This window comes from Cellulomonas sp. NEAU-ZC6 (genome assembly GCF_056844425.1).
In genome coordinates this window covers 472,675-485,928 of the sequence record NZ_JBXFYH010000001.1, presented here as the reverse complement: position 1 = coordinate 485,928, position 13,254 = coordinate 472,675, and the positions used below count along the sequence as shown (strand labels likewise).

General features: G+C 76.6%; 15 protein-coding genes. 2 read left to right on the top strand and 13 right to left on the bottom strand.

Features of this window, described 5'->3' with window-relative positions:
- Positions 1 to 11: 11 nt before the first annotated feature.
- Positions 12 to 665, bottom strand: coding sequence for a class I SAM-dependent DNA methyltransferase (locus AC1050_RS02280; protein ID WP_482385761.1), 654 nt, complete (start codon positions 663 to 665; stop codon positions 12 to 14).
- Between the two features lie 82 nt (positions 666 to 747).
- Here AC1050_RS02280 and AC1050_RS02275 point away from each other — a divergent pair, with 82 nt between their 5' ends.
- The gene (locus tag AC1050_RS02275) at positions 748 to 1,095 is read left to right on the top strand and encodes a DUF3140 domain-containing protein (protein ID WP_482385760.1); all 348 of its coding nucleotides are present in this window, start codon (positions 748 to 750) and stop codon (positions 1,093 to 1,095) included.
- A 42-nt stretch (positions 1,096 to 1,137) separates the two neighbouring features.
- Here the strand turns inward: AC1050_RS02275 and AC1050_RS02270 are convergent, their stop codons facing one another.
- The 6 genes from AC1050_RS02270 to AC1050_RS02245 form a co-directional block, all read right to left on the bottom strand.
- The gene (locus tag AC1050_RS02270; RefSeq protein WP_482385759.1) at positions 1,138 to 1,698 is read right to left on the bottom strand and encodes a hypothetical protein; all 561 of its coding nucleotides are present in this window, start codon (positions 1,696 to 1,698) and stop codon (positions 1,138 to 1,140) included.
- Entirely contained in the window at positions 1,695 to 3,131 is a 1,437-nt protein-coding gene (locus tag AC1050_RS02265) for a PP2C family protein-serine/threonine phosphatase (protein ID WP_482385758.1), read from the bottom strand. Before AC1050_RS02265 ends, AC1050_RS02270 begins: the two co-directional genes overlap by 4 nt.
- Positions 3,132 to 3,314: 183 nt before the next feature.
- Positions 3,315 to 4,196, bottom strand: a complete 882-nt coding sequence (locus AC1050_RS02260; RefSeq protein ID WP_482385757.1) for an aminoglycoside phosphotransferase family protein — start codon at positions 4,194 to 4,196, stop codon at positions 3,315 to 3,317.
- Between the two features lie 80 nt (positions 4,197 to 4,276).
- On the bottom strand, positions 4,277 to 4,516 hold the full coding sequence (locus AC1050_RS02255) for a LuxR C-terminal-related transcriptional regulator (RefSeq protein WP_482385756.1): 240 nt from the start codon (positions 4,514 to 4,516) through the stop codon (positions 4,277 to 4,279).
- Positions 4,517 to 4,771: 255 nt separating this feature from the next.
- On the bottom strand, positions 4,772 to 5,179 hold the full coding sequence (locus tag AC1050_RS02250) for a TIGR03618 family F420-dependent PPOX class oxidoreductase (protein ID WP_482385755.1): 408 nt from the start codon (positions 5,177 to 5,179) through the stop codon (positions 4,772 to 4,774).
- An 84-nt stretch (positions 5,180 to 5,263) separates the two neighbouring features.
- Positions 5,264 to 6,808, bottom strand: a complete 1,545-nt coding sequence (locus tag AC1050_RS02245) for an HNH endonuclease signature motif containing protein (protein WP_482385754.1) — start codon at positions 6,806 to 6,808, stop codon at positions 5,264 to 5,266.
- A gap of 221 nt (positions 6,809 to 7,029) precedes the next feature.
- Here AC1050_RS02245 and AC1050_RS02240 point away from each other — a divergent pair, with 221 nt between their 5' ends.
- Positions 7,030 to 7,425, top strand: coding sequence for an ATP-binding protein (locus AC1050_RS02240; RefSeq protein WP_482385753.1), 396 nt, complete (start codon positions 7,030 to 7,032; stop codon positions 7,423 to 7,425).
- 32 nt (positions 7,426 to 7,457) lie between these two features.
- On the opposite strand, the gene AC1050_RS02235 is transcribed toward AC1050_RS02240, so the two are convergent.
- The 6 genes from AC1050_RS02235 to AC1050_RS02210 all read right to left on the bottom strand — a co-directional run bounded on the left by AC1050_RS02235 (position 7,458) and on the right by AC1050_RS02210 (position 13,135).
- Positions 7,458 to 7,811, bottom strand: a complete 354-nt coding sequence (locus tag AC1050_RS02235; RefSeq protein WP_482385752.1) for a hypothetical protein — start codon at positions 7,809 to 7,811, stop codon at positions 7,458 to 7,460.
- 4 nt (positions 7,812 to 7,815) lie between these two features.
- Positions 7,816 to 10,011 (bottom strand): RNA polymerase recycling motor ATPase HelR, encoded by a 2,196-nt coding sequence (gene helR / locus AC1050_RS02230; protein WP_482385751.1) that lies wholly within the window; start codon positions 10,009 to 10,011, stop codon positions 7,816 to 7,818.
- A 114-nt stretch (positions 10,012 to 10,125) separates the two neighbouring features.
- A complete protein-coding gene (locus tag AC1050_RS02225; RefSeq protein WP_482385750.1) occupies positions 10,126 to 10,344 on the bottom strand; it encodes a hypothetical protein in 219 nt (72 codons plus the stop codon).
- Positions 10,341 to 10,751, bottom strand: coding sequence for a type II toxin-antitoxin system VapC family toxin (locus AC1050_RS02220; protein WP_482385749.1), 411 nt, complete (start codon positions 10,749 to 10,751; stop codon positions 10,341 to 10,343). The genes AC1050_RS02225 and AC1050_RS02220 overlap by 4 nt, the downstream gene beginning before the upstream one ends.
- A 39-nt stretch (positions 10,752 to 10,790) precedes the next feature.
- Entirely contained in the window at positions 10,791 to 12,092 is a 1,302-nt protein-coding gene (locus tag AC1050_RS02215) for a glycosyltransferase family 2 protein (RefSeq protein ID WP_482385748.1), read from the bottom strand.
- Positions 12,089 to 13,135, bottom strand: a complete 1,047-nt coding sequence (locus AC1050_RS02210) for a hypothetical protein (protein WP_482385747.1) — start codon at positions 13,133 to 13,135, stop codon at positions 12,089 to 12,091. The genes AC1050_RS02215 and AC1050_RS02210 overlap by 4 nt, the downstream gene beginning before the upstream one ends.
- Between the last annotated feature and the right edge of the window lie 119 nt (positions 13,136 to 13,254).

The following is a 13,254-nucleotide window of genomic DNA, read 5'->3' as shown; positions in this document are numbered from 1 at the left end:
TGCCGGAAGGGTCACGCGGTCGTGGCGGTACGGGCGAGCAGCACCGTCTGCGGCGTCTGCTCCCGGCCCTCGGCGGCGCGGTCCAGCCGCGCCACCACGTCCAGGCCGGCGGTCACGAGCACACCGGCGACGTGGTCCGGGTCGTGCCGGACGCTGGTCAGCGGCACGTCGCGCCCGTACGCCGTGGGCCGGTGCACGACCTCGCCGTCGCCAGCCTGGAACGCGGTGAGGAGGTGACCGCCGGGGCGCAGGACGCGCCGGAGCTCCGCGGCCACCGGCAGGAGGTCCGCCGGAGCCGTGTGGATCAGCGCGTACCACGCGAGCACGCCCCCGAGCGCGGCATCGGCCAGCGGGAGCTCCTGCATCGCTGCGACCTCGAACCGCAGCGCCGGGTGCGTGCGCCGGGCGACGGCGACCATGCCGGGCGAGAGGTCGTACCCGGCGACGGCCAGGCCCCGGGACGCGAGGTGCGTGGTGACCCGCCCGGTGCCGCAGCCGACGTCGGCCACAGGGTCGGACCCGGCTCGCAGGCAGCGGTCGGCGAAGTCGTCGATCATCGCGATGTCGAGCGCCGTCTCGGCGCCGAGGTCGGGCAGCAGCGCGGCGTAGTCCTCGGCCACGGCGTCGTAGCCCGCGCGGGTCAGCGCCGTCAGGTCGTCGGTCACCCGCGCACGGTAGCGGTGCGGGACTGGACGACCTCCGCTTGATCCCCGCGCGCCGTCCGCGGACCGATGGCAGCATCGCGGCATGGACGACGACGAGCGCCGCCAGGTGTCCCAGGACTACGACGAGGCGGTGAACATGACCCCCGCGGAGCTCGAGCGCTGGCTCGAGACGGACGAGTCGCGGTCCGTCGGGCAGAAGGACGGCGGCGGCGAGTCGGTCGGGCACCACTCCGGCCGGCGGATCGTCGAGATCGCGCGGACGAAGAAGGCCGACCTGTCCGACGACGACTACGCGCACATGACGAAGGTCGTCGGGTACGTCCACCGGCACCTGGCGCAGCGGCCGTCCGGCGACGTGACGGACACGCCGTGGCGGTACTCGCTCATGAACTGGGGCCACGACCCGCTGCAGGACCGACCGCGGCGCTGACCTGGGGGAGCGCGGCACGCGGCTGTGTCCTCCAGTGACCCGTCACCTGGACGTGACGTCCCAGCCCGTCGCCCGCAGCACCGCGCGGGCGACGGCGGGGGCGTCCAGGCCACCGGCGTCGACGAGGTGGTCCTCGACCCCGGCCGCCGCGAGCACCGCCTCGAGCTCCGCGGCGCGCTCCAGGTGCCAGCGGCGCTGGCCCTCGTGCTCCCGGTGCCGGTGCGCGAGGCGTGCGCGCACCGTCGGCAGGTCGAGCCGGAGCCGGCACACCGTCAGCGGCATACCGACGGCGTCGGCGTAGCGCGCGCGGTCCTCCGCCCGTTCCAGCACGCCGGCCAGCACCAGCCGCTCGGCGCCCCAGCGCCGGTAGACCGCCGAGACGGCCCGCAGGTTCGCCAGCTCCAGGTCCTGCTGGAACGGGTCGTCCGCCGGTGCGGGCCAGCTGCGGTGGAGCTCGTCCAGGTCGACGACCGCGTGCGGGACGCCCCAGGTCGCCAGCACGGCACCGACCGCCGCCGCCGTCGTGGACTTGCCGACGCCGACCGTGCCCGTGAGCAGCAGGGCCCCCGGGCCGGCCGACGCACCGGCGGCCCGCGCGGTCACGGCGCGGCCGGGTCCGCCGGGACGTCCGGCGCCTCGCGTCGGGGGCCGGCGACGTCGGGCCGAGGCCGGTCCTGCGGGTGCAGGCGTGCGGCCAGCACCGCGACGTCGTCCTCGCCCGGTCCCGCCGGCAGGTCGGTCACGAGCGCGTCGGCCAGCGCGTCCAGGTCGTCGAGCCCGCGGCGGCCGAGCATCTCCTGCAGCGCGGCGAGGCCCTCGCGCAGCGGGCGGGTCCGGCTCTCGACCAGGCCGTCGGTGTAGAGCACGACCGTGGACCCGCGCTCCAGGGTCACCACGTGGTCGACCCGCTCGCTGTCGGGCCGCACGCCGAGCAGGGCGCCCGGACCGGGGGACCGGAGCGGCTCCACCGTGCCGTCGGGGTGCACCACCACCGGCGGCAGGTGACCCGCGTTCGACCAGCGGACCCGGGTCACACCGCGATCGAGCTCCTCCGGCGTCTGCTCGAGCCGGGCGACGACCACCGTCGCCATCGTGGAGATGCGCAGCGTGCGCATGGCGGCGTCGAGGCGGGACAGGATCGCCGCCGGGCCCTCCTCCGTCACGACGGCGATCGCCCGCAGCATCGAGCGCAGCTGCGACATCACGGCGGCGGCCTCGATGTCGTGCCCGGCGACGTCGCCGATCACCAGGACCGTGCCGCCGTCGGGCTGCATGAACGCGTCGTACCAGTCCCCGCCGACGCGGGCCGCCTCGCCCGCGGGCCGGTAGCGGACCACGACCTGGACGTGGTCCGGCTCCACCGGCGCGGTGAGCAGGACCCGCTGCAGCGTCTCCGCGACGTCGCGCTGCCGCCGGAACCGGCGTGCGTTGTCCAGGGCGAGCGCGGCGGCGTCCGTCACCTGGCGCAGCGCGTCGATCTCGGCCGGCGACAGGGGCGGCCGGCCGGCGTCGCCGAACAGGCTCAGCGCGCCGATCGTGCGGTTCTCCCGGCGCAGCGGGATGACGGCCAGGGACTCGGGCGCCAGCCGGTCCAGCATCTCGTGCGTGCCGCCCGTTGCGAGGACCTGCTTGAGCTCGTCCGTCGCGCGGGCGCGGATCTCGACGAGCTCGCCGCTGGTGAGCGAGCGCGCGAGGAACGAGCTCTCGGACAGGGCGGCGATGCGGGCCGCGGCGTACGCGCGGACCACGGGCCGCAGCTCGGGATCCGCGTGCCAGGACGCGAGGTCGCGCAGGTGCCGGTGCGACGCCCGGGACTCGTCGTCGTCGACCAGCGTCACGACGCACCAGTCCGCCAGCGCCGGCACCAGCAGCTCCGCCAGCCGGGCCGCGGCGACGTCCGCGCTCATCGTCGACGCCAGCTCCGAGGCCACGCGGGCGAGCAGCGTGGCGAGGCGGACCGCCCCGTCGGGCGCCGTGGGGTGCACCACCGGGACGTCGTCCTGGGTGTCGACCGGAACCGGGGGCGCGCTGCTCACAGGGGAGAACATAGGTCACCGCGGGCGTCGCACCGTCCACGGAGCGGTGGCCCGGCCCCGGTACGCGCCTCCAGGATGTGCACGGTGTGAGGAAGGTCGCCGTCGCCCCGCTGGCCACGGCCTGTGCGCGGCCCTGTTCGTCGTCGGACCCGTCTTCCTGGGACCGGATGCCGCGGCGGTCGATCACACCCCCGCGACCAGCTCGTCGAGCACGTGCCGCGCGAGCTCGGCCTGACCGGGAGGGGTGTTGGTGATCATGATCAGCGCCTTCCACACCGCCCACCCCCGGCCCCGCGCCCAGGTGGCGTCGTCGACGTCGAGCTCCGCACGGAACACCTCGCGCGCCCGGCCGGACAGCCGCGTCCAGACGATCACCGTGTCGCACGCGGGGTCGCCGACGCCCGCGCAGCCGAAGTCGAGCACCGCGGACAGCACGCCGTCGCGGACCAGGAGGTTGTGGGTCGACACGTCGCCGTGGAACCAGATCGGCGGCCCGGTGAACGTGGCGTCGAGCGCGTCGCGCCAGATCCCCGCGGCTCGGTCCCGCTCGCGCCCGTGCACCCGGTGCAGGATGTCGCCGACCTCGTCGTCCCAGTGCTGGAGGGGTCCGCCGCGGAACGCGCTGTGCTGTCCCGGTCCCGGGCCGCCGTTCGTGTCGACGGCCCGCAGGGCGACCAGGAAGCCGGCGAGGTCGGAGGCGAACCGGACGGGGTCGTCGACCCGCGCGGAGGCGGCGGGCGTGCCGGGCAGCCAGTCGTACACCGACCACGGGGCCGGGAAGAGCGCGGACGGCCGCCCGACGCGGCGCACCGTGGGGACGGGGAGCGGGACGTGCGGCGCGATGCGGGGGAGCCACGTCTGCTCCTTGGCGACCTGCGGCACGTACCCGGGTGCGCTCGGCAGCCGCACGGCGAGGTCGTCGCCGAGCCGGAACATGCGGTGGTCGTTGCCGCCCGGCGCCACCGGCCGGAGCGGGAGGTGCTGCCACTGCGGGTGCTGCTCGGCCAGCAGGCCGCGGACGAGGTCCTCGTCGAGGCGCGTCGCGTCGATGAGGTCGTCCGTCATGCGCCCACGGTAGGCACGCTGCGACGGGACGTGTCGAGCAGAGGCGCTGCGGCCGGTCGTGGAGCGGGAGCGCGCGCCGGTCAGCGGATGCCGGCGGCCTCGGCCCAGGCGACTGCCTCGGCGCGGGTGGACACGCCGATCTTGCGGTACACGGAGCGGACCTGGGTCTTGACGGTGTTGCGCGAGACGAACAGGCGGCGGGCGATGTCCTCGAGGGTGACGTCCTCGGCGAGCTCGGCGAGGACGACGCGCTCCCGCACGCTCAGCGGCACACCGAGGACGCCGGCGGACGGGGTGGGGGCGAGCTCCAGGGTGGACATGACGGGTCTCCGCTCGGCGAGATCGAGTTCCGGCGACCGCGGGACGCGGTGGCCGTCCCCATCCGGATCGGCGGGGCGGGTCCACCTTGGTAGTTGAACCGTCATCTATCTCGGGGAACGGATACGACCGGCAGGCTGACGGCGCGCTGAAACTCCACTCCCGCGCTGGTCAGCGTCCGGCAAACGCTGTCCGCTGTGACCTGAACCGCACCCGTTCGGCGCAACGCCCGGTGCCCACTCGTTCGGCCCAGCCGGTCAGTCCTTGTGCGCGCCCCAGCCGTGCCAGCGCTCGACCTCGACGATCGCGGACCAGCGCGGGCTCGTGCGGTCGGGGTAGTTCCCGCCGGTGTAGTGCCGCGACAGCCGGTCGATGTCCGCGAGGTCCTCGTCGGGCCGCAGGTCGACGACGCGGCCGAGCAGCGTGACGTGGGTGTACCAGTCCTCGGAGTCGATCGCGGTCAGCGTGACCCGGGGGTCGCGCTGCAGGTGCTTGAGGCGCACGCGGGTGCCGTCGAGGTTCAGCAGCACCCGGCCGTCGTCCAGCCACAGGTACCAGGTCGCCGCGGAGACCGGGGAGCCGTCCTTGCGGAGCGTCGCCATGACGGCGGGGTTGGGGCGCTGGAGCATCTCGACGGCGTCGGCGGGCAGCGGGGGCGTGGGCATGCGTGGTCTCCTGCGGGTTCGGGCGGACGGGTTCGCGCCCATCTTCCCTCGCCGGCCCGTCGACGGCAGGTGCACGGTGCCGCACTAGAACGGCGGCTCCGTCGCCGGGAGCCGGATGGTCTCGTCCGCGACCCCCGGCCGGACGCGGTACCGGTGCCCGCTGGGGGCGGTCCACTCGAAGACGCCCGGGCGCACGTGGCGCAGGACGAAGCCCGCCTCGGTCTTCAGTCGGTGGTGGTGCCGGCAGAGCGGCTCGAGGTTGGCGTCGCTGGTCTCCCCGAGCCCCGCGGGGGCGACGACGGTGCCGGGCGGCGCGTGCGCGCTGGTCGAGTGGTCGAGGTCAGCGAGCTCGGCAGACAGGGTGCAGCCGGGCCACGCGCACACGCGGTCCCGGGCGCGGACGTGCTCGGCGAGGGCGGCGGTCGGCCGGTAGCGGGTGCGGCCCAGGTTCAGCACGGTGTGCTCGACCGGGTCGGTGACCAGCCGGCGCCAGGTACCGCCCCACGCGAGGGCCCGCGCCTGGACGGCGTCGATCGGCCCGTACCCCGCCAGGTCGGCCGGTCCGTCGTCGATCCCCATGAGCGTGCTGAGCGGGATCGTGACGTGGACGCGGGTCCGGGGGTGCGGTGGGACCGGCGGTCCCGGCGGTGTGCTGCCCGCGTCCGGATCCGCCGCCGCGACCGCGTCGCCGTCGGCGGCCAGGCCCAGCGGCGTGCGCGGCTCGCAGGCGCTGTGCAGCACGAGGTCCCGCAGACCGTCGGCCCGCAGCTGCGCCAGCGTGCGGGGGTCCCCGGCAGCGCGGGCCGTGCGGGCCGCGGCCTCGAGGGCTGCGTCGATCCGGACGGCGTCCTCGGCGGGGAGCACGGCCCACACGCCCGCCATGCCGTCGTCGAGCACGCGGGGGCGGGAGACGGAGCGCGTACCGCGGGCGTGGGCGTGGCGCTCGACGGCGTGCTCGCCGTCGACGCGCTGCAGCTCGGCCTCGACGTCCTTGCGGACCTGGTAGGCGGTACGGGTCTCGGCCCGCGGCAGGACGGCGGCCTCGACGGCGAGCGCGACCTCGGGCACCTGGTCGTGCAGCCGGCGCACGATGGCGCGGGTGCGCGGGACGTCGACGACTCCCGCGGCGAGCGCCGTGCCGGTGTCGGCGAGGTCACCCGTGATGGCCAGCCCGGTCTGGATGAGACCGGCGACCTCGCGCGGGGACGCGTGCAGCCGCATCGCGAGGGTCGCGGTGGAGATGTGCTGGTGCGTGAGCGCGCGCCCGGTTCGCGGTGGCAGCACGGGAGCGCGCATGCGCGGGTGCCGGTCGACGGCTGCCGCGGCCTGCGCGGTGACGGCGTGCGCCCAGGACTCGAGGCGACGGGCGGCTGCCACGACCTCCACCCGGTCGTACGCGTCCAGCTCGTCGAGCTCGAGGGTGAGCAGGAGCCGCGCGAGGTCCGGCCCGGACGGGGTGTCGTGCAGCCGTCGTGAGAGCGCGGTCGGTGCGTCGACCTGCTCGGGGACACCGGGTGAGCGGAGCCGGTCCCAGGCGCGCGCGACCCGCTCCGCGTGCAGGACGCCGGGCGCGTCGTGGGGCCCGTCGTCGGACGGTCCTCCAGCGGGGTCGTGCGCCTCGTCAGCCATGGCCCGACCGTACGGAGCGGCACCACCAGCCGGGCCCCGGTCGGGCCGCACCCTGGGGACGGTGCGCGCGTCGCCGCCTGTGGACCACCCGGCGCCCACCCGGCGCCCACCCGGTGCCCGCCCGGTGACCGGACCGCCGCCGCCTCCGGCGACCGACTTCGCCCGCCGCCGGGGGTGCCCCGGTTGTGCCCGGGAGCCCTCTGCCACCTACGGTGGGGGGCGTGGCGCGCACAGGATCGGACGACCGCAGCGTCGTCGTCCCCGCCACCGCGGGATCGGTCGCCCGATCACGACGCTGGGTGCTGGACCAGGCACGGGGCGGCGGCGCGACGCGTGATGCGCTCGCCGCGACGGAGCTGGTGACGAGCGAGGTCGTGACGAACGCGGTCCGGCACGCGGACGGCACGGGCACGGTCGAGATCCGGATCCGGCTGCGGGCCGGCGACCTCACGGTGGAGGTGGCCGACGGCGACCCCCGTCCGCCGGTGCCGCAGAGCGACCGTGCCGGGTTGCCGGGCGGTCACGGCCTGCACATCGTCCAGGCGTCGACGTCGGCCTGGGGCTGGCGACCGCAGCGGTCCGGCGGGAAGGTCGTCTGGTTCACCATCACCTGGTGACGGCCCGACCTCCGCGGGCGCCGACCGCGACGTCACACGAGGTCGAGCATGCCCGCCACGCCGGTGAGCTGGAGCGTCGCGAGCGGGGACCCGCTCGCCCCGCGCACGCGCAGCCGCTCCGGCCGCAGCGGCGGGACGATGCCCACGATCAGCGCGACGACGGCCGAGTCGATGAACGAGGCCCGGGACAGGTCGATCTCCCGCACGCCGGCCGCGGCCAGCGCGCGGCCGAGCGCGAGCTGCGTGACGCCGAGCTGCTCGCAGAAGCCCGCCACGGTGGCCACGTCGGCCTCGCCGGCGAGGTGCAGCACGGCGGGCTGCGCCGGGTCGATCCACGCACGCCCGGCAGCGGCGTCGGCGCGCGGGTGGTCCTGGGAGCGGGTCACGGCGTCAGTATCCCGTGCCGGGGAGCGGATCGACGGGACCGACGCGGGTCCCCGGCGCGGTCAGCACCACCAGCTGCCGGGTGGCGCGGGTCATCGCCACGTACCGGTCGACGGCGCCCGTGACGTCGGGTCCGAGGGACTCGGGGTCGACCAGGACGACGAGGTCGAACTCGAGCCCCTTCGCCTCGACCGGGGTCAGGGCCCGGACCCGCGGGTGCTCCACGGCCGGGCGTGCCCCGACCACGCACGCGGTGCCCTCGGGGTGCGCCGCGAGCCAGCCGGCCACGACCGCATCGAGGTCGGCCGCCGCGCCGCGGGCGACGGGGACGCCGCTGGTGCGCACGGACGTCGGCACGTTGGCGTCGGGCAGCGCGGCGCGGATCACGGGTTCGGCCTCGGCCATGACCTCGGACGGCGTGCGGTAGTTGATGCTCAGGTGGGCCACGCGCGCGTCGGCGGCCCCGACCCGTGCCAGCCGCTCCTGCCAGGACCCGGCGAAGCCGTGCCGGGCCTGGGCGCGATCGCCGACGACGGTGAGACCGCGGGACGGGCACCGCCGCAGCAGCATCTGCCACTCGGCGTCGGTGAGCTCCTGGGCCTCGTCGACGACGACGTGCGCGAAGGGGCCGGCGAGCACGTCCGGGTCCGAGGTCGGCGAAGCGGCGTCGTCGACGAGCGCCGCCTGCAGGTCGCCGACGCGCAGCATGGACATCACGCCCATCTCCGAGTCGTCGGCCGCGACGAGCTCCTCGACGACCCGGTCCATGGTGACCCGCTGCGCCGCGCCGGCGGCCTCGGTGCGGCGCCGTCGGGCGGAGGCGCCCGGGTCGCCGAGCCGGTGGCGGGCGGCGTCGAGCAGCGGCAGGTCGGGCACGGTCCACGCGCGGGGCTCGCGCCGCTGCAGCAGGCGCACCTCGTCCGGCGCGAGCCACGGCGCGCACAGCCGCAGGTAGGCGGGCACGGACCACAGGTCGGCGACCAGGTCGGCGGCCTCGATCACGGGCCAGGACCGGTCGAGGGCGCGGGCGAGCCCGGGGTGCCGCTCCAGGGAACGTCGCAGCTGGTCCGCGGGCACGTCGTCCTCGTCGACCTGGTCCACCAGGACGTCGAGCAGCGCCTCCCGGACGACGTCGCGTGCCTCGTTGTGCGGGGTGCCCGGGTCGGGGGCGTCGAAGGCCTCGGCCCAGTCGGTGGCACTCAGCCACAGGTCGGCCCACGCCGTCTCGACGAGCAGGCCCTCGGACGGGGGACGCTCGGAGAACCGCACGGCGGGCTCGATCGCGGCCACCATCGCGGCGGACGACTTCAACCGCGCGACCTCCGGGTCCGGCTCCGGCAGGGCCGCGGCACCCTCGGGGACGAGGTCGCGCAGGGTGCACGTCCGCACGCCCTCCTCACCCAGCCGCGGGAGCACGTCGCCGACGTACGCGAGGTAGGGCTCGTGCGGGCCGACGACGAGGACCCCGCCGTGCCGGCGTCCGACGGCAGGATCGGCGTACAGCAGGTACGCGGCCCGGTGCAGCGCCACCACGGTCTTGCCGGTGCCCGGGCCGCCGTCGACCACGAGCGGCCCGCGGGACCCGGCACGGATGATGGCGTCCTGGTCGGCCTGCAGGGTGCCGAGCACGTCACGCATCCGGTCGGACCTGCTGCTGCCGAGGCTCGCGACGAACGCGGAGTCGGCGTCGAGGGCGGGGCTCGCGGTCGCGCCGTCCGCGGTGAGGACCTCGTCCCAGTAGTCGCTGACCCGGCCCGCGGCCCAGCGGTAGCGGCGTCGGCTGACGAGGCCCTTCGGGTCGGCGCGGGTCGCGCCGAAGAACGGCTCGGCGGCGGGGGAGCGCCAGTCGACGAGCAGCCGGCGGTCGGCGGCGTCGGTGAGGCCCAGCCGTCCGACGTACACGGGCGAGGACCCGTCGGCGGGGACCATCCGGCCGAGGCAGAGGTCGAGCGTGAACCGGCGCAGGACGCGCAGGCGCGCGGTGAGCCGGTGCACCTCCTGGTCGCGGTCGAGCGCGGCCTGCCCCGACCGGCCCGGCGCGCGGCGGGCGGCGTCGAGGCGCGCCGTGAGGTCGGCGACGGTCTGCTCGAGGGTCGTGGCGATCGCGGCGAGGTGCTCCTCGTCGTCGCCGATCAGGGCGGGGTCGGCCTTGGCGGCGAGCCGGTCGGGCAGGGCGAACGCCGAGGTGGTGCGAGGGGTCACGTGGGTGGTCTCCCGGGTCGGGCACGGGCTGGTGCCCGGGAAGTCTGGGCCCGCACGGGGGCCTTGCCGCAAGACCCCCCGTGCTCTATACCTTGGAAGAGGCGAGGGGCCGTCTCAGGCGATCCGACCGGTGTCGGGGTCGACCTGCCGGAGGAAGCCCCGGATCGCTGCGGACAGCTCCGCGTCGCCCTGCCGCGCCCGGTCGTTGCGGGCGGTGTGGAACCCGTAGCCCGGCACCGGACCCGAGATCCACCGCAGGTGGTACGCGCCGGGCTCGTCCTGCTGCTCCACCACCTCGAACACCTCGCCGTCGACGTGCAGCCGGCGCGTCACGCGCCCTCGCCCCCGGTCAGCAGGCTGAAGGGCGCCGTCTCGACGAGGCCGGCGACCTGCCGGGCGAGCTCGGGGTCGGCGGTGACGAGGACGTCCGCCTGCAGCTGGGCGACGGCGACGTACTCGGCGTCGGCGGTGTCCGCCCAGCCGAGCTGCGTCGCGATGCGCCAGGCGACGGCCCGCGAGACGCGGTCGCCGAGCAGGCGGATCCGCAGCCCCGTGACCCCGTCGAGCAGCGCCCGCGCGTCGGCCTCGGTGCGGGCGCCGGTGCGCGCGTCGCGGTAGAGCAGCTGCAGGACCTGCGAGCGGAGCAGGGTCGGCGCGACCAGCTGGTGGCGGGCCGGCACGGCGACCTGCTCCTCGACGAGCCGGACGGCGGTGCGGGCGTCGATCGCGATGCGCGTCATGGCCCGATCATGCTCCGGCGGACCGGCACGGGACAGACCTCACCAGCCCCCGACGTACCGCTCGACGTCCGGCTCGCCGGTCAGGGCGACGACGTCGCGCGTCACGACCTCGGCGCGCGGGAACAGCGGGGTGCCGCCCCAGCGTCCCTCCCGCGCCAGCGCGCGCCAGGACCGCACGCGCAGCAGCAGCCGGCCGTCGGGGTCGCGCAGGGCGAGCTCGCCGAGCGCCTCGGCGGCGACGCGGTCGACGGCCGTGGCGACCGCGTCGCCGTCGGCCCGGACCGGGTGCTCGACCAGGACCTCGACGCGGACGCGGTCGAACGGCGGTGCGTCGGTCGCGTCGGGCGGCAGGGCGACAGCCCCGCGCAGCCCGGCGAGCACGGAGTCGACGCTGACGAACCTCTGGGCGGGCGACGCTCCCTCGGGCCCCCGCACGACCACGTCGGCGTGCGCGGTCGGCAGGCCGTGCCCGCGCGAGCCGGGGACGGGGACCAGGTCGGCGAGCCGCAGGGCCTCGGCGTTCTTCTTCTCCTGCGACGCCGCGTCCCGCCCGGACCAGTCCGGGCCGTCGTGCCACGCGACGGCGGACCGGACGTGGGCGAGGACGGCACCGGCGAGCCACGCCCGGTAGGTCCACTCCCAGTCCTCGCCGCCGTAGGCGTCGAAGCCCTCGTCGAACCCGCCGGTCGCGGCGAAGAACGCGCGGCTGCAGGCCATCACGGCACCGATCAGGTACCGGTAGCTCCGGTCGTCGACGTCGAGCAGGTCGTGGGTGCGGCGGTAGGCCTCCACCAGCCAGGCGGGCTCGGTCAGCTCGTGCGCGGGGCCGGCCTGCTCGACGGGGGTGTCGACGGGGACGCCCGCGAGGTCGGCGTGCCGCCGCCGGCCGGCGACGACGCAGTCGGGCGCGAGGGCGGGCAGCCGGCTGATCGCACGCAGGTACCCCGGCTCGGGGGTGGTGTCGGCGTCGAGGAAGACCAGCACGTCGCCGGTCGCGAGCGACGCCCCGAGGTTGCGGGCCGCGGCCGCGCGGAACCCGCGGTCCTCCTGCCGGACCAGCCGCACGCCGTCGGGCACGCGCGGCGGCTCGGGCGAGCCGTCGTCGACGACGATCACCTCGGTCCGGTCGGCGGGGTGGTCCTGCCGGGCCAGGCCGCGCAGGGTGCGGTCGAGCTCGGCCTGCTGGTCGTAGTGCACGACGACGACCGACACCGACGGCGGGGTCGCGGGCTCCCGGCCGTCCAGCAGGTCCCACCGGTTGCCGGGCAGCGCGGTGCCCCCGACCGACCCTGCCCACCCGGACGACCCTGCCCACCCGGACGACGCGACCGAGCCGGTCACGCGGACCACCACGCGAGGTACGCGGCGGCGACGTCGGCGAGGGTCGGCGCGAGGCCGGTGCCCGGCGGCAGCGCGGTCGACGCCGGGTCGAGCCACGCGCGCTCGAGCTCGGCGCCGAGCGCGGCGGGCTCGTACAGCGCGAGGGTGCCGGGCCGGAGCGCAGCCATCTCACGGGCGTACCGCGAGTCGACGACCAGCGGCCGGCGCCCCTGCTCGCCCCAGTCGAGCAGCGTGCGCGAGGCGGACAGGTGCTGGTGCGCGGCGACCGGGATCCCGGGACCCCGCAGTCCGGCGCGGAACGCGTCGTCGGCCAGGCTGCCGGTGACGCGCAGCTCCACGCCGAGGGCGTCGGCCGTCGCCCGCAGCCGGTCGACCTCGTCCTCGTGGCCCGCCGACGGCCCGCCGATCGCGACCACGGCCACCTCGGTCAGGTCGAGTCCGGCCGCGCGCAGCCGGGCGGCGGCGGTGGCGACGCCGCGGACGACGTCGTCGTGGCCCTTGCCGGGGTAGACGTAGCCCGCGACCAGCGCGACGAGCGACGTGCCGCGGGGACCGGGAGCCGGCGCCGGGGCCCCCTGCGGGTCGGGCGCGGATCCCAGCGGCACCACGGCCGGTACGCGGCCGGACGGGACGACGTCGTGCTCGGCCAGCAGCAGCGCCTCGTGCCTGCTGTTGACGACGACGCCCGCCGCGGCGGCGGCGATCCGGGCGTACCCGGAGACGCGCCGCGGCAGGTTGACGACGCCGTCGGAGGGCTGCGGCACGTCGTGCAGCGTGACGGTGAGGTGCGTCACGGCGGCGACCCGCTCGACGAGGTCGGCGGCCTCCTCCGGACCCCGCCCGAGGACGCGGTCGGTCACGTGCAGGTGCACGCGCCCGTGCGTCGCGGCCGCGGCGACGAGGTCGCGCGGATCCGCGACGTCGACCACCGCAGCACCCGGGGCGAGCCGCGCCACGTGCGCCGCCACGTCGCGCCCGTAGCGGACGACGCCGTGCCGCGGCGGGCCCGTCAGGAGGAGCGCGGGTACATCGGTCCAGGTCACCGCCGCATCGTCGTGGAGTCGCGGAGGGTCGGCAACCGCGCGACACTGCGACCACCGCACCGCCGCGATGCCCGGTCGCGGCTCGCGAGCCGGGGGGCGCCGAGGCGACAGACACGAAG